This window comes from Paenibacillus taichungensis (assembly GCF_013359905.1).
Classification (GTDB): Bacteria; Bacillota; Bacilli; order Paenibacillales; family Paenibacillaceae; genus Paenibacillus; species Paenibacillus taichungensis.
Genome location: NZ_JABMCC010000104.1, coordinates 232,357 through 256,274 on the forward strand (window position 1 = coordinate 232,357; position 23,918 = coordinate 256,274).

The 23,918-nt window shown below is 47.1% G+C and carries 19 protein-coding genes; 3 read left to right on the plus strand and 16 right to left on the minus strand.

The annotated features are described in order from the left end of the window. Positions 1-120: 120 nt before the first annotated feature. The 3 genes from HP548_RS09305 to HP548_RS09315 all read right to left on the minus strand — a co-directional run bounded on the left by HP548_RS09305 (position 121) and on the right by HP548_RS09315 (position 3,015). The gene (locus HP548_RS09305) at positions 121-1,326 is read right to left on the minus strand and encodes a nitric oxide synthase oxygenase (RefSeq protein WP_175381477.1); all 1,206 of its coding nucleotides are present in this window, start codon (positions 1,324-1,326) and stop codon (positions 121-123) included. A gap of 128 nt (positions 1,327-1,454) precedes the next feature. Continuing rightward, positions 1,455-1,934: a Dps family protein gene (locus tag HP548_RS09310; RefSeq protein ID WP_175381478.1), complete on the minus strand. Its 480-nt coding sequence runs from the start codon at positions 1,932-1,934 to the stop codon at positions 1,455-1,457. Between the two features lie 340 nt (positions 1,935-2,274). Beyond that, positions 2,275-3,015, minus strand: coding sequence for an HAD family hydrolase (locus HP548_RS09315; protein WP_175381479.1), 741 nt, complete (start codon positions 3,013-3,015; stop codon positions 2,275-2,277). A 237-nt stretch (positions 3,016-3,252) separates the two neighbouring features. Here HP548_RS09315 and HP548_RS09320 point away from each other — a divergent pair, with 237 nt between their 5' ends. Then, entirely contained in the window at positions 3,253-3,516 is a 264-nt protein-coding gene (locus HP548_RS09320) for a hypothetical protein (RefSeq protein WP_246317994.1), read from the plus strand. A 151-nt stretch (positions 3,517-3,667) separates the two neighbouring features. After that, positions 3,668-4,099 carry an SMI1/KNR4 family protein gene (locus tag HP548_RS09325; RefSeq protein WP_175381481.1) on the plus strand — a complete coding sequence of 144 codons (432 nt, stop codon included), beginning with the start codon at positions 3,668-3,670 and terminating at the stop codon, positions 4,097-4,099. Between the two features lie 147 nt (positions 4,100-4,246). Here HP548_RS09325 and HP548_RS09330 read toward each other — a convergent pair whose 3' ends face one another. The 13 genes from HP548_RS09330 to HP548_RS09390 all read right to left on the minus strand — a co-directional run bounded on the left by HP548_RS09330 (position 4,247) and on the right by HP548_RS09390 (position 22,256). Next, positions 4,247-6,004, minus strand: a complete 1,758-nt coding sequence (locus tag HP548_RS09330; protein WP_175381482.1) for an adenine deaminase — start codon at positions 6,002-6,004, stop codon at positions 4,247-4,249. 119 nt (positions 6,005-6,123) lie between these two features. Continuing rightward, positions 6,124-7,182 (minus strand): ABC transporter ATP-binding protein, encoded by a 1,059-nt coding sequence (locus tag HP548_RS09335; protein WP_063567191.1) that lies wholly within the window; start codon positions 7,180-7,182, stop codon positions 6,124-6,126. Between the two features lie 18 nt (positions 7,183-7,200). Continuing rightward, positions 7,201-7,992: an ABC transporter permease gene (locus HP548_RS09340; protein ID WP_024632851.1), complete on the minus strand. Its 792-nt coding sequence runs from the start codon at positions 7,990-7,992 to the stop codon at positions 7,201-7,203. Between the two features lie 4 nt (positions 7,993-7,996). After that, positions 7,997-8,815, minus strand: a complete 819-nt coding sequence (locus tag HP548_RS09345) for an ABC transporter permease (RefSeq protein ID WP_063567190.1) — start codon at positions 8,813-8,815, stop codon at positions 7,997-7,999. A gap of 199 nt (positions 8,816-9,014) precedes the next feature. Further along, positions 9,015-9,953 carry a nucleoside hydrolase gene (locus HP548_RS09350; protein ID WP_175381483.1) on the minus strand — a complete coding sequence of 313 codons (939 nt, stop codon included), beginning with the start codon at positions 9,951-9,953 and terminating at the stop codon, positions 9,015-9,017. 276 nt (positions 9,954-10,229) lie between these two features. Beyond that, positions 10,230-11,300, minus strand: a complete 1,071-nt coding sequence (locus HP548_RS09355; protein ID WP_076287717.1) for an ABC transporter substrate-binding protein — start codon at positions 11,298-11,300, stop codon at positions 10,230-10,232. A gap of 507 nt (positions 11,301-11,807) precedes the next feature. Continuing rightward, positions 11,808-12,152, minus strand: a complete 345-nt coding sequence (locus tag HP548_RS09360; RefSeq protein WP_024632855.1) for a Na-translocating system protein MpsC family protein — start codon at positions 12,150-12,152, stop codon at positions 11,808-11,810. A 204-nt stretch (positions 12,153-12,356) separates the two neighbouring features. Further along, the gene (locus HP548_RS09365) at positions 12,357-16,187 is read right to left on the minus strand and encodes a GH32 C-terminal domain-containing protein (RefSeq protein WP_175381484.1); all 3,831 of its coding nucleotides are present in this window, start codon (positions 16,185-16,187) and stop codon (positions 12,357-12,359) included. 123 nt (positions 16,188-16,310) lie between these two features. Further along, on the minus strand, positions 16,311-17,201 hold the full coding sequence (locus HP548_RS09370; RefSeq protein ID WP_175381485.1) for an ROK family protein: 891 nt from the start codon (positions 17,199-17,201) through the stop codon (positions 16,311-16,313). A gap of 19 nt (positions 17,202-17,220) precedes the next feature. After that, on the minus strand, positions 17,221-18,702 hold the full coding sequence (locus HP548_RS09375) for a glycoside hydrolase family 32 protein (protein ID WP_099857338.1): 1,482 nt from the start codon (positions 18,700-18,702) through the stop codon (positions 17,221-17,223). A 98-nt stretch (positions 18,703-18,800) separates the two neighbouring features. Then, entirely contained in the window at positions 18,801-20,408 is a 1,608-nt protein-coding gene (locus HP548_RS09380; protein ID WP_175381486.1) for an ABC transporter substrate-binding protein, read from the minus strand. Between the two features lie 56 nt (positions 20,409-20,464). Then, the gene (locus HP548_RS09385) at positions 20,465-21,346 is read right to left on the minus strand and encodes a carbohydrate ABC transporter permease (protein WP_175381487.1); all 882 of its coding nucleotides are present in this window, start codon (positions 21,344-21,346) and stop codon (positions 20,465-20,467) included. 16 nt (positions 21,347-21,362) lie between these two features. Next, positions 21,363-22,256 (minus strand): ABC transporter permease, encoded by an 894-nt coding sequence (locus HP548_RS09390; RefSeq protein ID WP_246318009.1) that lies wholly within the window; start codon positions 22,254-22,256, stop codon positions 21,363-21,365. 507 nt (positions 22,257-22,763) lie between these two features. Here HP548_RS09390 and HP548_RS09395 point away from each other — a divergent pair. Then, a complete protein-coding gene (locus HP548_RS09395) occupies positions 22,764-23,825 on the plus strand; it encodes a LacI family DNA-binding transcriptional regulator (protein WP_099857334.1) in 1,062 nt (353 codons plus the stop codon). The last annotated feature ends 93 nt before the right edge of the window (positions 23,826-23,918 follow it).

A 23,918-nucleotide genomic window follows, 5' to 3' on the forward strand; every position in this document is an offset into this window, starting at 1 on the left:
TGCCCACATCAGTGGGCAGCCTCCATTATTTATTTAGAGAGAAAGAATATTCAGATTTATTTCCTATTTTAGAATCTGTGCTTTGATAAAAAAACAGAAAAAAAACAACCCGTTCACACATCAGTGTGCAAACGGGCATTTCATTGGTGGGTTCTCAGCATGAGGCTGCTGATCCCCCTCGGTGTGTTGTTTTTTCCTGTCCATCCGTTCGGCTTCCAATTTCTCTGTATCTAGTTTATAGGAATGATCTCCATAGAAAAAGTTGGGCTTCACAATCTCATTACGGTATGAACTGTGAAAAATATGCGTCGTTGCCGGCGACACCGGCGGAATCAGCCAGACCCAATCACCTGTCAGTTCGCGCCCGGCTTTCTCTTCCCGCTGCTCAAACAAGGCAAATTGCGCTGCCGCTGTGTGGTGATCCACAATGCTAACGCCTGCTTTCTTGAATGAATGCAGCACAGCTACATTCAGCTCTACCAAAGCTCGATCCTTCCAAAGTGTCGTTTCACTCGACGTATTCAGGCCAAGTGCTGCCGCTACCGCTGGTAGTTTATTATAACGAAACGTATCCGCCAGATTGCGTGCGCCAATCTCAGTCCCCATATACCAGCCGTTGAATGGTGCTGCCGGATAGGATATGCCGCCAATCTCCAGCCGCATATCTGCAATCATCGGCACACCGTACCAGCGCATGTCCAGCTCAGCAATCTCGGGACGCTCCGGGTGTTCGATCCTCACTTCCACGATGTCTTCCTCGGGCACAGGATACCACTCTGGAGCTTGTCCCTGAGCCTGGATAATCAATGGCAGCACATCATAAGGCGTGCCTTCCCCCTGCCAGCCAAGCGACATTGCTGTCTTCGTTAGCTCAACGGATGCAGGATCACCTACAATGCCTTCCGTCGTCTCATATCCAGCATAACGGATCAACTGGTGATTCCAAATCCGCACGGGGGCTCCATTTGGTCCATCAGGTGGAAGGATCGTAATCATCGGAATAATCTTCCCTTTGTTGGAAGCGGCTCTGATGTGCGTCATCACAGCATACGCTGCCGTTCCAACCGTATCTGCATGACGTGCATCAACGATGCGCAGTTTATCCCAGAATAGCCGCCCGATGCAGCGATTGCTGTTCCGCCATGCCATTTTACAGCCATGCTCCAATTCATCTGCAGTATGCACATATGTGCCTGTGTGCTCAATTTCGTTCAAAACTGCAACAAGCCGGGCCTGCGCGTCTTCACGCGAATGGCCCAGCTCTTCATAACATCTATATATAAACCGTTCAGCTTCATCCCGCAGTTCTTCCAGGTCTGTCCGCATTATTCACTCCACCAATCTATACATCTTGAATGCCATCATTATACGGCAAGCACACCGGATTTGTAAGCGAACGGGCACTTTGTTCACGGACTCTACATATCGTTGTTCAGGATGCAGGTTAACTTAGCTTATTTGCCCAGAAATGCGTTTAACATCCAGACCTCTTTATCCAATACAGCGGTGAATCCAATCAACATATCTTCAGTTGCATTATCTTCAGCTTCGCCAGCTGCTTGAATACCCTGGTTAATAACACCCACCATCGCTTGCAGATCAGCAACTACGGTTTCTACCATTTTTTCAGCCGACAATTGACCCTGTGCTTCCTCAACAGGTGACAACCGTAGTTGTTCAGCCATCGTTGCGACCGGACGTCCACCAATGGCCAACAGACGTTCTGCAGCTTCGTCCATATTCGCCGTAGCCAAGTTATATAACTCTTCGAATTTGGCATGCAGTGTGAAAAAATGAGGACCTTTCACATACCAGTGGAATTGGTGCAATTTGGTGTACAGTACAGACCAACCTGCGATCTGGCGGTTCAGGACCTCTTGAAGTTCAGTGGCGTGGTTTGCAAAAGTATTGTTTCTAGTTTGGATTGTGCTCATGGAATTTATCCCCTCTCAAGTATCATGTAGTTTTGAATTTAATAACGTCATCTAACTTACTTCCGTTTATTTAATTTAGACTTAATCTAAATCTTGTTTTAATTATAACACTGCCCTTATCCTTTGTGAAGGCTTTAGCCTACTCTTTCGAATGAAGATTCCATGAAGGTGCCTTCATGTTTGGACGGTGTGAGAAGACCGCTTTTAACACCTCTTACACTTAGTATCTATACCTCTATTTTCGCCAGTGTACAATGACAATCCTCACGTGGTATATAACAAAAAACAGCCCTGATCCTCACGGAGGATCAGGACTGCACCAACGCACATAGCGCACGCTTTATTGTTGAATCAACTCGGATGTAAGGATACGGCCCACCTCTTCATAACTGTGCGCTACATGATGTGGCTGATGCTCTGATTCCGGCAAAGCATCACGATGGTTGAACCAGATCACTTTCCATCCGGCATCCACTGCTCCGACAACATCATTGCGCCAGGAATCGCCGATATAATAACTGGAACCGGAATCCGATCCCGTCTGCCTACTTACATGCTCAAACAATCTGCGATCCGGCTTGGCGTAACCAAGGGTACCCGATATGAAAATGCGTTCCTCGGGAATAAGACTGAGTACATCCAGCGCTTCGAGCTTCCGCTGCTGATGTTTTCCTTCTCCGTTGGTAATTAATCCCACCATATGCCCTTCTGCAAGAAGTCTTCGGATAAGTTCATATGCTCCATCAAAGGGCTGGATCTGAAACTGTCTACTCAAATACTGTGCTTGCAGTTCTTCAGCCTGTCCCTGTTGCAGGGGATTTCCAAATTCCGCCATGGTCAGCTCAAATCTGCGATGACGCATCCTTTCTACCGCTTCGGGTTCGGGTACAGCAGACAAGTCCTCTTGGGCAGATAGCCAGTCGCTATAATAACGGAAGCGATGGTATGCCTCCTCATACGGGAACTCATCTGATAAACCAAGAACTTGCTGTAAAGCGCCACGAAGCGGCTGCAAGTGGTCATACAAGGTATCGTCTACATCGAAAAAGATGGCTTTAGCTGCATTTATTTTATCTATCATCGTTGTTAATCCTCCTGCTATTGGCTCAAAACATACTCTTCCAACTATATATGTATTCCGCTTCTCCGTCCAAACAAGGATTCATACTCCAACATGATTTACCACGTATATGTTAAAATAAGGATGAATAATCTCAGAGGTGATGCTTATGTTCAATCCGAAATTCTTCTTCTATTAGTTGTGTCTAAGGCCCTGGCTCTCGAAGCCAAAATCTAACCCGGCACAACGGGGATGAAGATGTTTACACTGGAAGAGATTCGATCCTGGGAAAAGGAACAATCGCTTAGTCTGAAAAACAGCAAGAAGTTCATTGATCCCAGAAAAGAGAAGCTCAAAGATTTCCGCAAAGGAATCCAGAGCGTTCATTTCAACAAAGAAAGTAAAATGGATCGAAAACATGATTATCGTCTGTATAGAACCAGAATGAAACGGTTGATGTACAGCGAGCAATACGATCTCCTTCACAATTATAAACGAACGAGTGGTTGGCTTACTTGGTAAGCTAGAGTTAGAAGAGGCAGCCCTAAAGACTCTCCTTATTGTTATTTTGTATCAGCAGTAGGGCCAGTCTATAAAGTGCTGCTTCTTTTCATTGAACAATACGCCGGTTTACATACAAATCATGATTCAATAATGTGAGGAGGATTCCTTCATGTGGAAAGACTATTTCAGGGGAGTTTCAGAAGAGTACACTTTCAGTTCTCCTGCTTCCAGAGACGAAATTGCAAAGGTTGAGAGCTTGTTCCATGTCACTCTGCCCCGTGAACTAAAGGAAATATTGTTGGAAACCAATGGGGTAAGAGCCATTTATGATTTAGGACTAATCTGGCCAGTAGATCGAATCAAGAATGAAAACAAACACTATCGGGACGACCACTTCCAAGAATATTATATGCCATTTGATAACTTGGTCTTTTTCGGTGAAAGTGGAATTGGCGATTTATTCGCGTTTCCAGTGACGGGGGATGGAATCTGTAAAGAAGACGTCTTTGTATGGAATCATGAAAATGACAGCCGAAAATGGGTTGCGCCATCGGTATCCAAATATTTGGAATGGTCGCTAAAAGGAATGATCAAAATCTAGCTCAATGTTCCTCTTGCCAAGCTCAGCGCTTAGAATTTTGATTTTGAATCCTTGGTTATAGAACAATACCCCGTCACACCACTCATCGTGGGCGAAACGGGGTATTGGACTTTTCTTTTTATACATCACGAATTATGTGTATTCCAATTAAAGTATCAACGGAACAACCTTACCTGCATTCACATCAATCAGGCCGTGATCGGTAATTTTCAGAGCCGGACTTACCGCAAGAGAATGGGTACTGATGGACATGATTGGGTTATAGTGCACGTAACCAAGAGATAACATCGCTGCACGCAGCTCTTTCACTTGGTGTGACACTACCGCCAGCGGCTCCTCCGTCAATATACCACCCACAGGAAGTTCGAGATGGGACAACACTTTGCCGTCTTCCACCACACAGAACCCACCCTGACTCGAAATTACGGTGTTAGCTGCTAAAATCATATCTTCACGATTGCGTCCTACGACCAATAGGTTGTGGTTATCATGTGAATATGTTGTGGCAATGGCACCACGCTTGATCGTGTCTCCACCAATCAAACCATGTGCTCGGTTACCGTTCACACCATAACGTTCAAAGGTCGCAATCTGTCCATATTCACTTTCTTCCCAGAGAAGTTCACCATTCGCAGCCTGAACCTGTGCAATATACTCCTCCACAAAGGTTGAACCATCCTTCACCATCATAACCCGGCAGTTTTTTAAACCATTTTCAGATAACTGCGCGTCTGAGTCAGATGCTTCACTTTGCCCATTCACCTTTGGATCAGACAAACGGATTGCGAAATCCTCGGCTCCCAGTAGATTCAATTGTACGCTCTTGTAAAAGTGAGGTGGGAACTGTCCACTAATTCGGTCCTGCTTGTACGGTTCGTAGTCGTCATAAGCTTTACGGCCATTTTTGTATACCTGCTCTACTGCAAGTGTATCTAAGTTGGACAGCAGCACATAGTCCGCCACTTTGCCTGGGGCAATGCTACCGCGATCAGTCATTTTCATACGGGATGCAGGGGTTGAGGTTGCAGCGTAAATCGCATCTTCGGGGCGCATACCCATCCGAATAGCTTTACGTACGATATGATCCAGATGTCCCCGTTCCACCAGCGAATCCGGCATAACATCGTCCGTTACGAAGCAGAAATGCTGAGCGACATCATGCTGAATCAGGTATTCCATGACTTCTGGCGTCATCGATTTTTCCTGAATTTCAATGAACATACCGGCCGCAATTCGCGCCTGCAAGCCCTCAATGCTCTGATGTGTATGATCCGAATCGATGCCCGCATAGATCAGTCGGTGCAGATCCAGCCCAAGCAATTTCGGTGTATGACCTTCGATCACAAGATCTGGATAGTTTTTGCGAATATGCTGAAGAATCTGATTGGTCTTGCATTCCGGATCACGGATGACGTCCACATAGTTCATGATCTCACCGAGACAGATGATCTCTCCAGTAGCGAGCAGCACATCCATGTCTTCGATTTCGATTGAACCACCTGTTGTTTCCATCGGTGTCGCCGGAACGGAGCTTGGGATAGCGTAGAACATGTCCACCGTTGTCTCACGACTTGCCGACATCATCTCCTGCACACCTTCCAGCCCAAACACATTCGCCATCTCATGCGGTTCCGCCACAATGGACGTTACTCCGCAGCGGATCAGGCCATGGGAAAAGGTTGCTGGTGTCACCATTGTACTCTCAATGTGCAGATGAATATCAATAAGGCCCGGAATCATGTAACGTCCGCGTGCATCAATCACTTCATCGGCTTCAATCATCTCCGGTCCGCCTGGACCAACATACATAAATCTACCGTCCAATACAGCCACGTTGTTCATTTCGAATCGTTTATAATAACTGTTATACACATGTACATTCTTAATTAGTTGATCTGCACGCATGGGGCATAATCTCCTTCTTCATGAGCATCTTACAGCGATCCAGAGCAGCAGCTACAACTAGCTATATTGCTCTGGATTCAGCTGATAAATGCCTCTTTTGCTGCTTCTGCTTCCTGCTGCTATTCCACAAGGACAAGTTTATCCTGCGGGAAAATCAGATTAACCCGCTGTCCGCTGAGATAAGGTGTCTCCATCTCCTGATTGGCTGTGAAGTCGCCAAGTTCTGTCTCAATGACGTACTGATAACTGCGTCCAAGGTACGTGCTTACTTTGATAATCCCTGGCAAAGCATTCGCCATGTCACCAGAGGTATCTCCACTAACCATCAGATCATCCGGGCGAATCGCACCTTTGCGTGCACCGGGACGTGCTGTTCCGGGATGCGCTGTTGCCGTGAACAAACGACCACCCGCTTTCAGCGTGATCACCTCTCCTGCATCACTGCGCTCTGCGAATTCAATAAAATTGTGGAAGCCGATAAATTGGGCTACAAATTCCGTGGCCGGGTATTTAAAAATGGTTTCCGGACGGTCGAGCTGCTCGACAACGCCTTTGTTCATAATCGCTACCTGATCCGAAATGGAGAAGCACTCCTCCTGATCATGAGAGACATAAAGTGTCGTAATGCCCAGTTCCTGCTGAATCCGGCGGATCTCCACCCGCATATTCAGCCGCAGGTTGGCATCCAGGTTACTGAGTGGTTCATCGAACAACAGCAAATCCGGTTCAATGACGAGTGCGCGGGCAATCGCCACACGTTGACGCTGTCCACCGGAAAGTTCCTGCGGGAAGCGTTTCTCGAAGCCGTTCAGGTTCACCACTTCAAGGATGCGCATTACGCGTGAAGAAATATCCTTATCTTTTACCTTGCGCATCCGCAGGCCGAAGGCCACGTTGTCATAGACAGACAGATGCGGGAACAGCGCATAACTCTGAAATACAAATCCGAAATTCCGCTTGTTTACCGGAACCTTCGTGTAATCCTTGCCGCCGAACATAAACTTGCCCTGTGTTGCTTCCAGGAATCCGGCGATGAGGCGCAGCGTAGTTGTTTTGCCGCAACCGCTCGGTCCGAGCAGGGAGAGCAGCTTACCTTTTTCCAGCTCCAATTGAAAATCCTTCAGGATAGTCTGGTTATCGTAAGCCACCGATACGCGATCCAATGTCAGCAATGCCATAGCGTTCTGCGCCTCCAATTAACGTTTAGTAAAGTATGAGAATCCGCCCATGATCCGTTCGATCACGAACATTAAAAGTCCAGTTAATACCATCAAAAGCACGGAAATGGCTGCAATGGTTGGGTCAAAATAATTTTCTACATAGGTCAGCATCTGAATTGGCAATGTGCTTACCCCTGGTCCGGTCATAAACACGGAAATGTCCACGTTGTTGAACGACTCCAGAAAGGCAATCAGCACCGCCGCGAGAATCCCTGAGCGAATGTTAGGCAGCACGATCTGGAAGAACGTTCTAACCCGTCCTGCGCCGAGACTCAGGGCTGCTTCTTCTACCGCAAAGTCAAAGCTCGACAGACTCGATGCGATAACGCGAATGATAAATGGAAGCATAATAATCGTGTGACCGATTAGCAGACCCAGATACATCGGCAAATGATAAATCACGATCAGGTATTTCATCAATGTAAAACCAAGCACGATTCCCGGAATGAGTACCGGAGACAGGAACAATGCATTCAGCACCGACTTGCCTTTGAAATCATAACGACTAAGTGCGTACGCAGCCGGAACCCCGAGCAACAGCGCCAACAAGTTTCCCAGTAGGGAAATGATGATGGACGTCTGGAACGTGCGGAGGAAACCGCCTGTGTTGAAAATATTCTCGTACCAACGGAGGGAGAAGCCCTCCGGCGGAAATTTGAGTACCGTCCCCGGTTCAAACGAAGTCACCGAGATGATCAGAAGCGGGCCCAGCAGAAAGATAAAGACCAGCAGACTGAACAGGCCCAGCCCGATATGTTTCTCCCGCATATGTCTACCCCTTCGGATTTAAAGTTTTGGCCATTTTGTTCATGACACCGACCACGACAAACGTAATGACAATCATAATCGCAGCAACGACCGAGGCCAGATACCAGTCGTTCAGGGTCATGGCGTTCTGATAGAGGAACGTCGCAATTACGCGCTGTTTGCCTCCCAATAGTGCAGGCGTCGTATAAGCCGTCAGGCTACCGACAAAAACAAGTACGGCTCCGATAACAAGCCCTGGCACAGCCAGCGGGAACACCACCCGGCGGAATGCCGTGAAGCGGGATGCACCCAGGCTCTGCGCTGCCTTGAGCAGATCACCATCGATGTTCTCAAGCACACCGACCAGGGAAATGATCATGAGCGGCAGGAACAGATGGGTCAAACCAATCATCATGGCTGCCGGCGTATACAGAATATCCAGTGGCTTGTCCACGATACCAAGCCCAACAAGGGCGTTGTTAATCAGCCCTTTGCGTCCGAGAATAATCATCCAGCTAAACGAGCGCACAACCGGGCTCGTCAATAGCGGGAAGATTGCCAGCGCGAGCAGAATGCCTTTGCGGCGCGGCGCTTTCTGTGAAATATAATAAGCTGTCGGGAATCCGAGCACCACGCAGACGATGGTGGTGACCACGCTGACCTGCAGCGTCGTAAGCAATATTTTCAAAAAGTAAGGGTCTCTGAAAAAATGCATGTATCCTTCAAACGTGAAGGAGTTTTCCTGAAAAAACGTCGATCCGATCGTCAGGACAATCGGAATGATCATAAATGCCGCCAAAAACACAAATCCCGGCAGCAATAGCCAGTATACTGATTTCTTCATCGCGGTACTCCTGACATAAGAATTAGAGATTTATACTCGGATACTCCGATTGCAGTACCGTCCTTCGATCCCTGTTATCCCCCGATTTTTCTGATTCCTTATCAATGGAGAAAATCGGGGGATAAAGGGGAACGCTTCGCTTCTCCAGATCGGTTCTGCACTCTCCGCAATCGTATAAATATCTTATTGGGTCGAGCAATTAAGAATTTAATGCGTTAATAAATAACTCAAGGAATGCTTCGGCATCTACCGTTTCGCATACCAATGTGTTGGGTTGTTCGCCCAAACGATTTTGGAAGTCACATACCATCTGACCATCACACAGGCGGCTGGCCGTCTCTACATCGACGTAATACGATTTGCGTCCAACCAGTTCCGGGGCAAGAGCGACGCCAACGGCCAGTGGATCATGCAGGGCACAGGCGCGTATGCCGTTCATTTCTTCATACCGCTTGATGTAAATCTCTGTGCTCTGTGCCACGTAATCGCGCAATACCGGATCAGTCAATCGTCCGATGGCTTCTTCATTCAGTAGCGTTTGGCGGGTAACATCCAAGCCCACCTGCGTTAGCTTATCGAAACCAGCATGCAATACAATGCGTGCGGCTTCGGGATCAGCGTACGTGTTGTACTCCGCAGTAGGTGTAATGTTGCCATGCCCACGAACGACACCACCCATGAAGATGACTTCCTTCAATAATGTAGGTAGTTCAGGACACTTCATTAACGCCAGAGCCAGATTCGTTAACGGCGCGGTCATGATCAGTGTTAGTTCGCCTGGGTACAACTTCGCTTGTTCAACGATAAAGTCGGGGGCAAAACCTTCATCCGCCTGCTTGGACACGGCCGGATCGGGCAGCGCACCACCCAATCCGTCTTGTCCATGTACCCGGTGCTCATAGTGAGATTTGCGTGTGAGTGGCCCAGCCGCTCCGGCAATGACCGGAATGGAGGGTGCTCCCACCAGCTCGAGAATTTTGCATGTATTATCCGTTGCCTGCTGAAGTGATACGTTCCCGCAGACGGTGGTAATCCCGAGAATGTCCAGCTTCCGACTCTTGACGGCCAGCAAGATCGCCAGCGCGTCATCAATACCGGTATCCACATCCAGAATGATGCAATTTCCTGTTTCACTCATACATGCCCAACTCCTCTGCCGTTAAAATATTGCTTGCTGCAAATGATATAAGTTCAACTAAAGAATATTTACACTTACCACTCCGATGACAGAATAACCTTCCGATCGCTGTTATCCCCAGATTTTTTTTAATTCCCTTCTTCAAAGGGAAAATCCGGGAATAAAGGCGAACACTCCGCTTCTTCAAGTTATTTCTGTCCTCTCCGTTCTCGTGTAAAAAGTTTAGTGGAACCTATATAGATAAAAGATAAATTTTAAGTCAATCGGCTACTTGTTTTACTGTGCAATCTCGCGGTTCCAACGATCTGTCCATGCTTTAGCCTGTTGATTCACAAATTCCATATCCAGCTTGTTCAGCTTGCCAACGACGTCGGCACCATACGTTACACCTTCAGCTTCTTCGGCATTCAATTCAACTTTTGTATTTACCGGGGAATCCACTTTAGCTTTGGCGGATTTGGTTTGTACATCCTGGCTGAGCTGCCAGTTGATGAATTCTTCGGCGAGTTCTTTGTTCTTGCTGCCTTTCACGACATTGATCGTATTCATGACGGCATACGCACCTTCGCTAGGCGTAACAAACTTCGCATTTGGCACTGCCGCTTTCAAATCTTTGAAGTACATTTCCATAATCGGTCCGCCAGCAATCTCTTCCTGGGAGAACATGTTCACGAATTCGGAGGTTTGCGTGTAAAATTTAACAACGTTGCTGCTTAATTTTTTCAATTCCGCAAAAGCTGCATCTTCATTAAATGTTTCGTTTCCGGCTACACGTGAAGCTGCATCCAATACCATTGGGCCTGCTGTTGCCGTAATGTTCGGAATGGTCAGGTTACCCGCAAACGCTGGATCCCACAGATCAGCCCATGAAGTGACTTCTTTGTTAACGAGGTCTGGGTTATAAGCGATACCGAGCTGTCCAACCGTGTAGGCCGGGCCATAATCTTCACCAAGTGGTGCTTTGGCAATATCATAAATGTCATTTACATTTGGAATTTTGGAACGGTCGATTTTCTCAAACAGACCTTCATCGATACCTTGTTGTGCATAGTAATCGGACAAATAGATCACATCAACATTGGATGTACCTTGGCGTATTTTGTTCAAACGCTCAGCGTTGTTACCCACTTCAAGCACGATGTCTACATTATGTTCTTTTTCAAATGGACCAAATACTTCTTCATTGAAGAAATCTTCCGAGAACCCCCAAGTGGAGATGACCAGTTTGTTTGGCGCCGTGCCTCCGCTGCCTGATCCGCCTGTTGCGTTGTCTGTACTGCTGCCGCATCCTGCAAGTAATACCGATGTCATTGCCACTGCCGCCAAACCGCTAATCCATTTCTTCATCATGATCCTGATTCCCCCTAATATGTGTGTTTTAACAACCCAAACCATTAAGTTGAACTAACTTGATATTCGCAACTAAAAATTTCACACAATAACGTAGAGGACAGAAAAAACCTGAAGTAGCGGAGCTAAAAGCTTTCTGAAAGAAAGCTGCATCGAAAGCATACGCTTCGCCTTTATTCCCGGATTTCACCTTTTCTAAATACAATCAAAGAAATTTGGGAATAACAGCGATCGGAAGGTTGTTCTGTCATCGGAGTGCCAGTGTGAATATTTGTTAGTTGGGCTCATATAGTTCAACTTAAAAAAAACAAAAAGAAAAGCATTCTTGTATAAACAAGAACACTTTTCTTCGTAAACAAAGGAAAGCGACACCCGCTGCCGGTACATCATCGGTTTCTGCTTCAGAATCAATCCGAAGTCAGACGCCATCATATGAAATTGTTCGGAATCCGAATGATGAATTAGAATTGTGTGCAACGCATACATCGAACCTGTCGATCCATCCTATGCTTGTTCCAATATCACATTCGTAATGGCCCACTGCGTGGACGCATCGTAATCCCGTAATACAGCTTCGATTGGCAAACCCATGTGCTGCTCCAACTTCTCCCTGAATTTCTTCTTATACAAGACAGACATGCGGAAGTCCACTTCCAGCTTCAAGCCGGGGGCCTCCCCTTCCAGGGCGTCAGAGCGCGGTGAACGTCGGTGCTTCGCGTAGAAGGTCACAATGTTCTGATCAATGGTCACTCTCAGGAGAGTGGTGCCAAAGCCGAACAGTTCCTTCGAAATTTCGTTATAATACTGGCACATCTTCTTCTTGCTCTCATTGCTGTCCAGCAGTTCCATGAACTCACCCACATCATTTACTACCGTACGTTCGACGTGTTAACACGATTGATTATACATATATCTACGATTTTAGGCAACCCAAAAGATATAGTTAACATGTAAATAACACATAAAAGCGAACGATAGGCATAAAACTAGCGAAAACAATTCGTAAATGTTCACCGTGAGCGTGCTTGGAGATAACTGCACCCCTTTTCTCTATTATTGTTGCTTAATAACCCACTTTTGATACTCATTCTCTTGACGATACTCATCCATTACCAGCTCAGCCCCATCCTCGGATATGCCAAGTGCTTTCCCGTTATGAGAACTTGTAATGCGCATCGTCCCGTCCTCATTCTTTGAAATGTTCCAGCGTTGATTCGCATAACCAAGATACGAATAGAGCTGAATGCGATTCTGTCCTACATCCCAATCAAGAGACATTCCACTCAAGGTTCGAATGGAATAAGAGCCGGAATCATCGCCTGTCGGTACAAGTACCCATTTGAAGCCTTTACTCGCACTCTCTGCCTCGTCGGCAACTCTTATCACTTCTCCTACTTCAGATGGAACAGCCTGCAACGCAACGGGACGTCCTGCGTTATGAATCATCACCTGCTCCAATTCTGCGTTCTTCCTATGGATTGCATTCACATTCTGGAAAGACGCATTCCCACCGAACACATGAAGTCCAAAATGTCCTTCGATAAACGTTCCATCCTGAAGATCCAGAATTCGCTCACCATCTACATCAATCTGAATTCGAGGACCGTTCGCCTGAATCCGGATGTGATACGTATGATCTTTACGAACGAATCTCGGGATTTGAGCAAGTACCTGTCGATTTTCGATTTTTCCATTCACTTTATAAAATAGTCGGATGGACTTCAGGTTTGGATCCATATTGAAATAGTAGCCGCTTCGTCCATCCTCACTTGCACGGAATACAATAGACCCTGCTCCACCCTGTGCTCCCAGCGTCAGATCAGCATCATATTGAAAATCCCCTGCCGTTTCCTGTGCGATATATTGTGTATCTCCACTATAGTTGCCCTGTATGCCTTGTTTGGAAATAAGCCATTGGGCAGATGATTTATCCGACTTCCAGCCGGACAAGTTGGTATGGAATATGCCACTGGATACCGTTATCGGTATGTGGGCAGAAGCTTTGCCGTCTGCCGTTGATACCGTTAATAGTGCTTCGCCTCCACCCACAGCTCGAACCGTCGCTTTCGTTTTATCAGAATGAATGATTTGCACCACTTTAGGATTGCTTACCTTCCATTTCAACGCTGGAGTGACGCCTTTTCCGGGTCTGCCTTCCACCGTGGCGTATAGCGTTTGTGTCTGCCCAACATTCGCCGTTCTTCTTTGTATATCTGCAATAACCTGAGACTTGGAGGAAGTGCTCTTTCTCCAGATGTTATCTAAGGCGTACACCTTCATGGAGCTCACCTTCACTTCCCCACCAAGGCTATAAAAAGCCATTGCCCTTCCCGCCGGATCTGGAAAAATGACATCCGAGAAGACCACCTTGCCATCATTGCCAAAGACCTCTATAGAGGATTCATCGACGAATATACGTAACTTCACCTTTCGATTTTCAGGTTGTAACGGGGCCTCGTGTACCTTGGTGAATAAGTCGGAGAAGCTTACGTCTCCCGAAGCGGTGCGATCCACGAACATGTTCTGCGTATTTACTCTGTATCCTACAGTGGTCTTCTGCCCTTCTCTTTGACGCAGTTGAAAACCAAACTCGGTTACAGAGCTGTTAGCTGGGATTTCCACTTCAGCTTCAATCTCATACGCACCCGCCGTTAGGCCATCAAGCGGATTTTTTGTTTTTGGTCCCACCACCATTTGCTGTGCACTATACAGGTTATGCCGCAGTGTCTGGAGTTCAGTGATTGGTGTTTGCACCAAACGTACTCCTTCATCCGTGGTTCGAAGAGAGACTTCTCTCGGTATGGTCAGTTGTCCTTTCCATGAGGAAGTTGGGAATTCAAACGGATAATCCCAGTTCGTCATCCATGCAAGCATGACTTTCCGCTGATCCGGCATATTCGCAAAGGACATCGATGCGTAGAACTCCTTACCGAAGTCCGTTCTCAACACTTGACCAGCCGGATGATCGTTCAGGAATTTCCCATCAGCTGTTAGCTGGCCTACAAAATATTCCGCATCTGACCCTTGGGTCTTCGGATTGGCCCCTGTACTGATCATTAGCACCCACTTACGTTGACCCGTTCCATCTACAGGCAGTTGAATCAGATCGGGACACTCCCACACACCACCTCGAACATAATCGCCATATCCGAAGTTATCGGTTAAGGTCCAATCGAGCAGATTGATTGAAGTAAAGAATCGGATGTGATCCCCGCCGGACACCACCATCACCCAACGGTTGTGATCTTCATCCCGGACGACCTTCGGATCACGGAAATCCCAGCTTCCCGGATCATCACCATTCCTGCCCGGATTCTCAATGACAATCGGACGATCTTTGGCGTATTGCCAATTCCGGCCTTGATCAGTACTATAGGCGAGGCCGATACGTTGATTGCCACCAGGTTTATCTGGATGATAGGAAGTGTAGTACGCAATCAGACCTTTTCCGCCCGAATCCGTGAACAGACCGGAGGCATTATTCAGATCAGCAATTGCTGATCCCGACCATACATGGCCCCGATCATTCCAGGGCAACGCGATAGGTAAACGCTTCCAATTTATTAGATCAGAACTGACGGCATGAGCCCAGGTGCCTCCATCCTGATGAAACAGATGATATTCTCCTTCGTAATAGACCAGCCCGTTTGGATCACTTGCCGATCCTCGAATCGGAGAATAATGGTACTGGGGACGATAGTTCTCTTTATAGTACACCGACTCTTCCGTTACATAGATATCCTGAAAATAAGCGATGCCTTGCTGAACGACAAGTCCAGCATTTCCATTAGCGTAGCTTTTATCTGTCACCTCAACAGCCGCAGGCGTGTACCCATCTACATAGACCTGAATCAAGCTGCCAGAGGCTATAACTTCGATGTGATGCCTCGCTCCCGGTTGGCTTGGAAACTTGCGATTCGAGCTGGCGAGCACGGTACCGTCCGCTTTTCGAAGTTGTACCCGAACTTCTTCCCCTTCCCGAATCAGGGCTGCTTCATATCCCTTCGTTCCATCTGCATTTGCCCTGAATAGCAGCGCTGCTGAGGTACTCGCATTGGCAAGCGATATATTTCCTTCATATACAAAATCAGATGTCGCTTTCTCGTAAATGACCCTTCCTTTCCCCTGCACGTTTGCTTTCCCTTTATATCCTTTCAAATCCGGCTGCCATTCACCTACGCTACTAATCGTTTTGCCGATATTGCCATTCATGGTACTAACCTGCACATTCTGGAACAAAGCCGACCCATCCCACACATGAAGCCCCAGATTACCTGACGAGTAGGTACTGTCTTTCACATCAATCACCGGGTCATACCGATTATCCCAATATACTTGAAGACTCTCTCCATCCGCTTTCACTTTCAGATGATAGATACCTCCAGATTGAAGGTTTGCTTTATGTTCTACATTTAACGTTCCCGGCTTTCCACTGGCATCTCTTAGACGTATCACACCAGCCTGGGGAACCACTTGCAGCATATATGAAGACCAGCCTGTATCATTGGATCGAAAAATAAGACTCGTATCCGCTTTCATATCCTGAATCATCAAATCAGCTTCATAGATAAAATTATCGGCTCGTGTGGCCGATATGGCCATCACATTCTCCCCGGCGTCCGAAGTCAGACGAAGTCCTTCATCCGTATCTTCCAGATTACCTCTACCTTGCAATGTCCAGTCTGACAAATTCGTTATTGCCTTAGACACTTTGGTTAACATTTGAACCGTCTCCCCCTGTTTTGCTGATTCCTTGGAGGTCTGCTCTATCCTTTGCGAGGCATTTGTCTCCTTAACAGATGCTGTGGAATAGGCTCCAGCAGAAGAAGATCCAAGGACACATGATAATAGAACACAACCGATGGATCGGAACATAAATTTCATGAACATTCCCTCTTTTCGTATTAGTAATGAGACAAAAAAACCCACAAAGGACGGTGCATTCTCTTAGCAAAATAAGTGAACATGCATCCGCCCCTCCTGGGACGTCTCAATGGGTATCAAAAACTATGAAGCTGAAGCGAAGCGTTCCAGTGCCTCCAGCCCCAATGCGAGAGAACCGCATAGTCCTGCGTGCTGGCCCAATCCAGGCTGAACAATATATTGGTCAATATGTTGCGTTATTGCGGCTGCATTCACATAACCATTCAGATTCCGTACAACCTGATCCCGAATCATGGGAAACAGATGACTTTGCTGCATCACCCCTCCGCCCAAGATGACCTTTTGAGGGGAGTGAAGCAGAATGGCCGTTGTGATGGACTCCGCAATGTAAAAAGATTCGATCTCCCAGGCCAAGTGGTCTGTCGGGAGTTCGCTTCCAGGGCTCTGCCAGCGGGCTTGAATGGCTGGGCCCGCAGCCATTCCCTCCAGGCAATCGCCATGATACGGACATAATCCGGCAAAATGATCTTCCGGGTGGCGTCTCGTCCGGATGTGTCCACCCTCTGGGTGCAGCAATCCATGCACACGTTTGCCTCCCGCCACAAGTCCAATCCCAACACCTGTGCCGATCGTATAATACACACAATTGTCCAGTCCCTTCGCTGCTCCCCACGTGACTTCTCCAAGGGCCGCTGCATTCACATCCGTATCCCATCCGAAGGGAACCGGGAATTCGCGCTTCAATGATCCAATAACATTACAGTTTTCCCACCCTGGCTTGGGCGTTGTTGTAATGTAACCATAGGTGGGGCTACCCCGTTGCAGATCAATCGGACCAAAGGAGCCGATCCCGATCGCCGCCACTCCTTTGTCCCTGAAATAGTCGATGACCTTCGCCAGTGTGGTCTCGGGATGTTCCGTTGGAAAGCTGCACCAATCTTCAATTTCCCCTCGCTCGTTACCTACACCACATACAAACTTCGTTCCACCGGCTTCTATTGCTCCTATACGCATCTTACTGTCCCCCTCGCGATTATTCCGACTGACCTTCAACTCGGATGGGAGATAGCTCGTAGATATGAAGCGAAGAAAATACTACATCCTTATTTTCGGACTGAACAGAGATTCCCTCGGAACCCGCATCCGGATAGATCAGATCCGTAATAACCGCTTGACCGTCATTGGCAAATACCTCTACGGATGAGTAATCCACATAAATACGCAGATGTTGGTTGCCGTCCACTGCTTTTAATCCCGCTGCATGGCGGCCCAGGAAATGTTCATGGAAATCGCTAATACCCGATCGACTGCGATCAACATATACCTCATTCTGGCTAGCGTCCACACCGATGAGCGTTTCATTGTCTGAACCACTTCGTAATGCAAATTGAACAGATTGATCAGAAGCCCATTCCGCATCAATCTCATAGTTTACAAGGCGCAAGGTGTTCAACTGCTCACTCACTTGTCTGATGGAAGCATTCTGTAAGGATAGTACTGGTGTGCGGGCGTGCTCGAGCTCGCGTGCAGGACGCTGAACCAGCAGGACTTCCCCGTCCCTTTTCTCCAATGTCAGCTCTCTCGCAATGGTCATGGCGCCGCGGTAACCTTCGGTTGGTGTCTGATTGGCATACATCCAGTTGCTCATCCAGCCCATAAACAGGCGTCTGCCGTCTTCTGCCGGAATGTCGGACCAACTAACCCCTGCGTAGTTATCCCGACCATGATCAAACCAGCGAACGGTATGGGAAGCTTCATCAGGAACAAATGTAATCCCATTAAAATCTCCGGTGAAGTATTGCGTTCTGGAGCCTTCCTTGAAGGCCGGATCTGCACCAATGCTGACGAGCATCACCCATTTCTCCTGGCTCGCATCCCCATCCACGGATAGAGGGAACAGATCAGGGCACTCCCAGACGCCATCATGCGAACCGATCCCGGCGCCGAATTCACTGCCCAATGTCCACTCCTTCAGATCGGGAGAATGGTACAGACATACCGTCTGACCACAAGCGATAATCATGATCCATTCTTTGGTCTGCTCATGCCAGAACACTTTGGGATCACGGAAATCCACGAACGACTCATGCTCCAGTACCGGATTGCCCTCGTATTTCACCCATGTTCTACCACTATCCTTGCTATATGCGAGACTCTGCCGCTGAATCGGATGATCGTTTGGCACCTCCTGATGATGGGTAAAAATAGCCACCAGTCCTGGCTCATCGTCAAAGAATCCGGACGTATTGTTCCAGTCCACCACGGCACTGCCGGAGAATATCATGCCATGTTCATCCGGCGCCAAAGCCACAGGAAGCTCTTCCCAGGTCACCAGATCCTTCGTCACCGCGTGTCCCCAATGCATCGGCCCCCATGTTGTGCCAAACGGATGATGCTGATAGAACAAGTGATACTCACCTTTGAAAAATACCATGCCATTGGGGTCATTCATCCACTTCTCCTTGGGTGAGAAGTGATAGACGCCCCGGTAATCGGTTGTTGAAATGGTAGACATATTGGTTTACTCCTTTGATTCAAACCGTTGAAGAGGTAACTTTGCTTCACTCACGCAACTTAATGCTATGTGCGACAAAGCCCCTCATCCAGTTTGTTTTATTGGGTGTTGCGGTCATATCCCGCTTGTTTAATCTGCAGCCACTCTTGCAAGCCAAGACGATCCAACTCTTTCAGATAAGCATCCCACTCCTGATCGATCTTTCCATTCTGATACCATTCCGTGCGCATACGCAGCACGTAGGCGAACAGATCAGTCTCAATGGTGGAAAGGCGGTCGAGTTCATCGATTGAGAAGAACACGCTTGGATAGACGTTTTCTGCTTTCATGTGTGGAACCATATATTTATCGAGCAGTTCCATACGCCACGCAGCATCTTCCGGTTTGGTTGTGTATTTGTCATAGTAACTGTCGAGAATAGCCAGCGGTCCTGCAATACTCGTTTTCTGTCTGAGCTCAACAGGTGCAGCGCCTTCCAGCGGAAGATGCTTCAGCATGCCTTTAGCTTCATCCAATTCAAAAATATTCTGTTGTGTCTCATCACCGTAAGTTCCCCAGTTGTTCTGCACGGACTGGAGCGGATCGTACAATTGGTCCACCCACTTCGCTGTGGATTCCAGATTTTTATTGCTGCTCGTAACAACCATGCGTCCCCGGTCTAGACCGATACCGTTTGTACGTGCGACATTAATTTCTCCATTCGGTCCGGCGACAGGAGGCAGAACATCATAGGTATCATTCATACCTGTAATGTTGGCCTTATCCCAAGTGAAGTACATGCCATACTTGTTGTCTTTGCCCTTGGCCAGATACGTATTCCAATCCTGCTGATATGCTTCCACATCCACAAGACCTTCCTGGACCAGTTCGTGAATGTATTTGACCGCTTCTTTGTAACCTTCATCAGCTGCAGTGAAGACCACTTTTCCATCGTTGGCCACCACCGTGTGGTCCCAGTTCTCCCCGAGTCCAAATGCTGCAAATAGAAATGTCAGATCTTCTCCGCCCGGCTTGTTAATGAAGGACAACGGAATTTCGTCAGCCTTGCCATTGCCGTTCGGGTCCTGAGTTTTGAACGCAATCAGCACTTGTTTCAGTTCTTCGGTTGTCGTTGGCATCTTCAGTCCGAGCTTGTTCAGCCACTCCACGTTGATCCAAGGTAAGTCATCCACCGCCTGTATGCGCTGCTTGCCACTTCCGAGCTCCTCAATCCAGGGAAAGGAATAAATATGTCCGTCTGGAGCCGTAATCATGCTCTTGTATTCTGGAGCTTCCTCCAGCACCTTTTGCAGGTTCGGCATGTATTGCTCAATCATGTCCTCCAGTGGAATGATGGCCCCATCCTTCGCCAGTTTCAGGAGATCATAATCCCCATAACCTGCGTCAAAGATGGCATCAGGCAAATCACCGCTGGCTACCGCCAGGTTTCTTTTCTCTGCAAATACGTCACTCGTATAGTTCTTCCAGTTGATATGCACATTGGTTTTCTCTTCGAGTCGCTTGTTAATCAGCTTCTCGTTCGGATCAGCAGGGGCCAGCGGAGAACTCTGTGTTATAAAATTCAATGTCACCTTGCCATCAGGTGACTGGGCTTCACTTGCCGCACCGCCTCCTCCCCCACCACACGCCGAGAGCAGGAGCATGGCTGACAACATGGAGATGGATGCCGTTGTAGCGGCTTTTCTGGACTTGTTCACTTTTTTCATAATAATGACCTCCGTGGATTGTGTTGGGTCGAACGCGCTATATTTCAGGCTGTTCACTATTTGAGTGAACCTAACATGACACCTTTTTCGAAATATTTCTGAAAGAATGGATACATGATGATGAGTGGTAGACTCGAAATGACAATGGCTGAATATTTGATCATTTCCGAGAGCCGTTTCAGTTCCGCCATCGCAAGCTGATCACTGATCATGCCCGGCGCAGCCTGATTCTGAATCAGAATGGAGCGCAGTACGAGCTGTAAAGGATGGAGGTTTGGATTATCCAGATAGATCATGGCGTCAAAATAGGAATTCCACTGCCCCACAAACGCGTACAACGCGAGGACAAAAATGATAGGTTTCGACAACGGAATAACGATCTGGAAGAAAATCTTCATCTCGGAGGCACCATCCACATTGGCGGCTTCTTTCAGTTCTCGCGGTACCCCTTTGAAGAAGGTTCTGGAGAGAATGATGTTCCAGACGTTGACTGCGCCAGGGACGATAATGGCCCATACCGTGTCCAGCATGCCGAGATTACGAACAAGCAGATAGGTCGGGATCAATCCGCCACCGAAGAACATCGTGATGATAAAAATAATCATGAAAAATCCTCGCCCAGCCAGCCTTTCATCAGACAAGGCATACCCTGCAAATATCGAAACGGTCACCGTCACGAGAGCAAAAGAAACCGAGTACAGCACCGCATTAGCAAACCCTCGAATCATGGCTGGATTGGACAAAATCATCTGATACCCATCCAAACTCCAGTCGGACACATTGAAGGACAACCCGCGATTCAGCAGCACCGTTGGGTCCATGAATGAGGCAACGACGATATAAATCAGGGGGACAACCACAACCAGTACGGCACAGGTAAGAAAAATCGCGTTCAGTGCGAGGATCAGACGATCCAGTCCCGTATGTTTAACAACCATGGATAACACTCCTTTCCTAATAGAGGCCTTCGCCTTCATTCAATTTCTTCACGATCAGATTCACAGTCACCAGCAAAATGACATTGATGACCGAGTTGAACAATCCCACTGCCGCAGAATAAGCGTAATCTCCGGACTGCAAGCCCACCTTGTAGACATACGTGGCAATGATTTCGGAGGAAGGCAGGTTCATGGACGTCTGCATCAGGTAGGCCTTCTCAAATCCAATCGACATGATCCCGCCAGCGGCAAGAATAAATACGATGGCCATAATCGGTCGAATCGTCGGAAGGTCGATGTGGCGAATACGTTGAATGAGATTCGCTCCATCCAGATTGGCTGCATTGTGAAGTTCCGGATCGACATTGGCCAAAGCAGCGACATAGATGATAGAAGCCCAACCCGCCCCGGTCCAGATATCCGACAAAATGTATATCCAACGGAAATATTCCGGTTCGGACATAAACATGATTGGCTGACCAGTAATCGCTGTGGCTATCTGATTGATCGGCCCTGTTGGGGATAGAAAGATAAACAGCATACCCACAACGACAACCACCGAGATGAAGTTAGGTGCATACAGAAACAATTGGATGTTTTTCTTTACTCCCGCTTTACGTACCTGATTGAGCATGAGAGCAAGCAATATCGGGACCGGAAAGCTGAATATCAATCCAAAAAAGCTGAGTTTAAGCGTATTCATAAAAATGACATCAAAATTGGGCGAAGCTAAAAACTTCTCAAAATGCTTCAAGCCTACCCACTCACTGCCCATGATGCCTTTGATCGGACTAAAATCCTTAAATGCAATAATGGCTCCGTACATCGGGATGTATTTGAAGATAAGGGTCAGGATCAGAGCTGGTGCGAGTAACAAGTACAAAAAATAATTCTTTTTGAACTGCTGCATCCTGTGACCGGTTGATGGCCTCTCTTTCAACGCCCTTCCTGTACCCTTTTTGGTATCCACCGTGTTATCCAACACATGACCTCCGTTCATTCCTGAAGTTGACAATTGTTTGTAGTAAGGGCTTTCAATATTTACAATTGCTCATTTAATAATTTACAATTTAGCAGGTAATCTAGGCATTAGTCAATACATTATGTAAAAAATAATTGTGCATTTGAAATCATTTTGTATGTTTTTCGATTTCTAAATGTGTAATTCATCGTATATTTTACGTTGGATTATTTCCCTTGTAACCTTTCATTCCCCTTAACAGCAGTAGGATATTTCAAATTAATTATCATTTATAACGAAAATTCTGTATACAAATAAAAGCACATCACCCGAATCAAAAATGTAAACTAAATTGTGCATATGTAAAATTGCGATTGCTATTTGTTCCGATCTATTATACATTTGACTAAGATAATACTATGGACGACCATATGATCATTAGAGGTGAAGCACTAGATGGCAAAAGAAAAAGTCACGATACAGGACATCGCGGATGCTTTGGGCATCTCCCGGAATACAGCTTCCAAAGCCTTGAATGATAGCGGAAATATCCCGGATGAGACACGTAATCGTGTAATTAAAAAAGCAATTGAACTTAAATATAAACAGTTTGCCTATATGGAAAATGAGCATGTTCTAACCAAGGCTCCAAGCAATATCGCCCTGTTAACGGAAAATCTGCCCAATACATCTCACTTTGGTTCGATGTTAATCAGTGGTCTGGAGAAAAGAATCAGCGCAGAGGGCTACAATCTCTCCATTCATATCGTGCGTGAGGTTGATCAGGATTCACTTACACTCCCCAACAATTTTGATATTTCCAACGTGGACGGTATCATTTGCATTGAATTGTTCGATCTCAAATATACTCAGCTTATTACCGATCTTGGAATTCCCACGATCTTCATCGATAGCGCTTCCGACATCTGTTATCCGGAATTTCATGCCGATTTGCTGCTAATGGAGAACGAGCACAGCACGTATCAGTTAACCAGAAAATTAATTGAGAGTGGCTACAACCAAATTGGATTTGCCGGGGATTACAATCATTGCAAGAGCTTCAATGAACGTTGGGTAGGATACCAGCGGGCCATGCTGGAAGCGGGGTTGCAGGTCGATCCATCCCAATGCATTGTTGATGATGACCGCCTGTTCTTCTCGAAGCCAGGCTGGTTGAACGAGCGAGTAGCTGAGCTGAAGTCGCTGCCTGATGCGTATGTATGTGCCAACGACTTTATCGCAGTCGAACTGATCAGAGCATTGAGAGCGAGGAATGTTACTGTTCCGCAGGATATTGTCATATGCGGATTCGATAATGCGCCTGAATCACGGATTATTGAGCCTCCATTAACAACTGTGCATATTTACAGCAACGAAATGGGTATCAAAGCTGCGGAGATGCTGTTGTCCCGGATTGACAATCCATCCCAGCCTTATCAGGTCTCGCATATCGTGACCAAACCGATCATACGGGAGTCCACACCCACAATGATGAAGTCCAATCCACAGACCGTTTAACCTATCTCATAGATCTCTTAAAAATAAAAAGCCATATCTTTCACGCAGAATAGAACGTGAAGGATACGGCTTTTTTTATAGGGACTTATAGAT

What these genes read in the sequence shown, in the direction of transcription:
- HP548_RS09305 (WP_175381477.1), bottom strand. Translation starts at nt 1,326, where the DNA reads ATGCGGACAGACCTGGAAGAACTGCGGGATGAAGCTGAACGGTTTATA.
- HP548_RS09310 (WP_175381478.1), bottom strand. Translation starts at nt 1,934, where the DNA reads ATGAGCACAATCCAAACTAGAAACAATACTTTTGCAAACCACGCCACT.
- HP548_RS09315 (WP_175381479.1), bottom strand. Translation starts at nt 3,015, where the DNA reads ATGATAGATAAAATAAATGCAGCTAAAGCCATCTTTTTCGATGTAGAC.
- HP548_RS09320 (WP_246317994.1), top strand. Translation starts at nt 3,253, where the DNA reads ATGTTTACACTGGAAGAGATTCGATCCTGGGAAAAGGAACAATCGCTT.
- HP548_RS09325 (WP_175381481.1), top strand. Translation starts at nt 3,668, where the DNA reads ATGTGGAAAGACTATTTCAGGGGAGTTTCAGAAGAGTACACTTTCAGT.
- HP548_RS09330 (WP_175381482.1), bottom strand. Translation starts at nt 6,004, where the DNA reads ATGCGTGCAGATCAACTAATTAAGAATGTACATGTGTATAACAGTTAT.
- HP548_RS09335 (WP_063567191.1), bottom strand. Translation starts at nt 7,182, where the DNA reads ATGGCATTGCTGACATTGGATCGCGTATCGGTGGCTTACGATAACCAG.
- HP548_RS09340 (WP_024632851.1), bottom strand. Translation starts at nt 7,992, where the DNA reads ATGCGGGAGAAACATATCGGGCTGGGCCTGTTCAGTCTGCTGGTCTTT.
- HP548_RS09345 (WP_063567190.1), bottom strand. Translation starts at nt 8,815, where the DNA reads ATGAAGAAATCAGTATACTGGCTATTGCTGCCGGGATTTGTGTTTTTG.
- HP548_RS09350 (WP_175381483.1), bottom strand. Translation starts at nt 9,953, where the DNA reads ATGAGTGAAACAGGAAATTGCATCATTCTGGATGTGGATACCGGTATT.
- HP548_RS09355 (WP_076287717.1), bottom strand. Translation starts at nt 11,300, where the DNA reads ATGAAGAAATGGATTAGCGGTTTGGCGGCAGTGGCAATGACATCGGTA.
- HP548_RS09360 (WP_024632855.1), bottom strand. Translation starts at nt 12,152, where the DNA reads ATGGAACTGCTGGACAGCAATGAGAGCAAGAAGAAGATGTGCCAGTAT.
- HP548_RS09365 (WP_175381484.1), bottom strand. Translation starts at nt 16,187, where the DNA reads ATGAAATTTATGTTCCGATCCATCGGTTGTGTTCTATTATCATGTGTC.
- HP548_RS09370 (WP_175381485.1), bottom strand. Translation starts at nt 17,201, where the DNA reads ATGCGTATAGGAGCAATAGAAGCCGGTGGAACGAAGTTTGTATGTGGT.
- HP548_RS09375 (WP_099857338.1), bottom strand. Translation starts at nt 18,702, where the DNA reads ATGTCTACCATTTCAACAACCGATTACCGGGGCGTCTATCACTTCTCA.
- HP548_RS09380 (WP_175381486.1), bottom strand. Translation starts at nt 20,408, where the DNA reads ATGAAAAAAGTGAACAAGTCCAGAAAAGCCGCTACAACGGCATCCATC.
- HP548_RS09385 (WP_175381487.1), bottom strand. Translation starts at nt 21,346, where the DNA reads ATGGTTGTTAAACATACGGGACTGGATCGTCTGATCCTCGCACTGAAC.
- HP548_RS09390 (WP_246318009.1), bottom strand. Translation starts at nt 22,256, where the DNA reads ATGCAGCAGTTCAAAAAGAATTATTTTTTGTACTTGTTACTCGCACCA.
- HP548_RS09395 (WP_099857334.1), top strand. Translation starts at nt 22,764, where the DNA reads ATGGCAAAAGAAAAAGTCACGATACAGGACATCGCGGATGCTTTGGGC.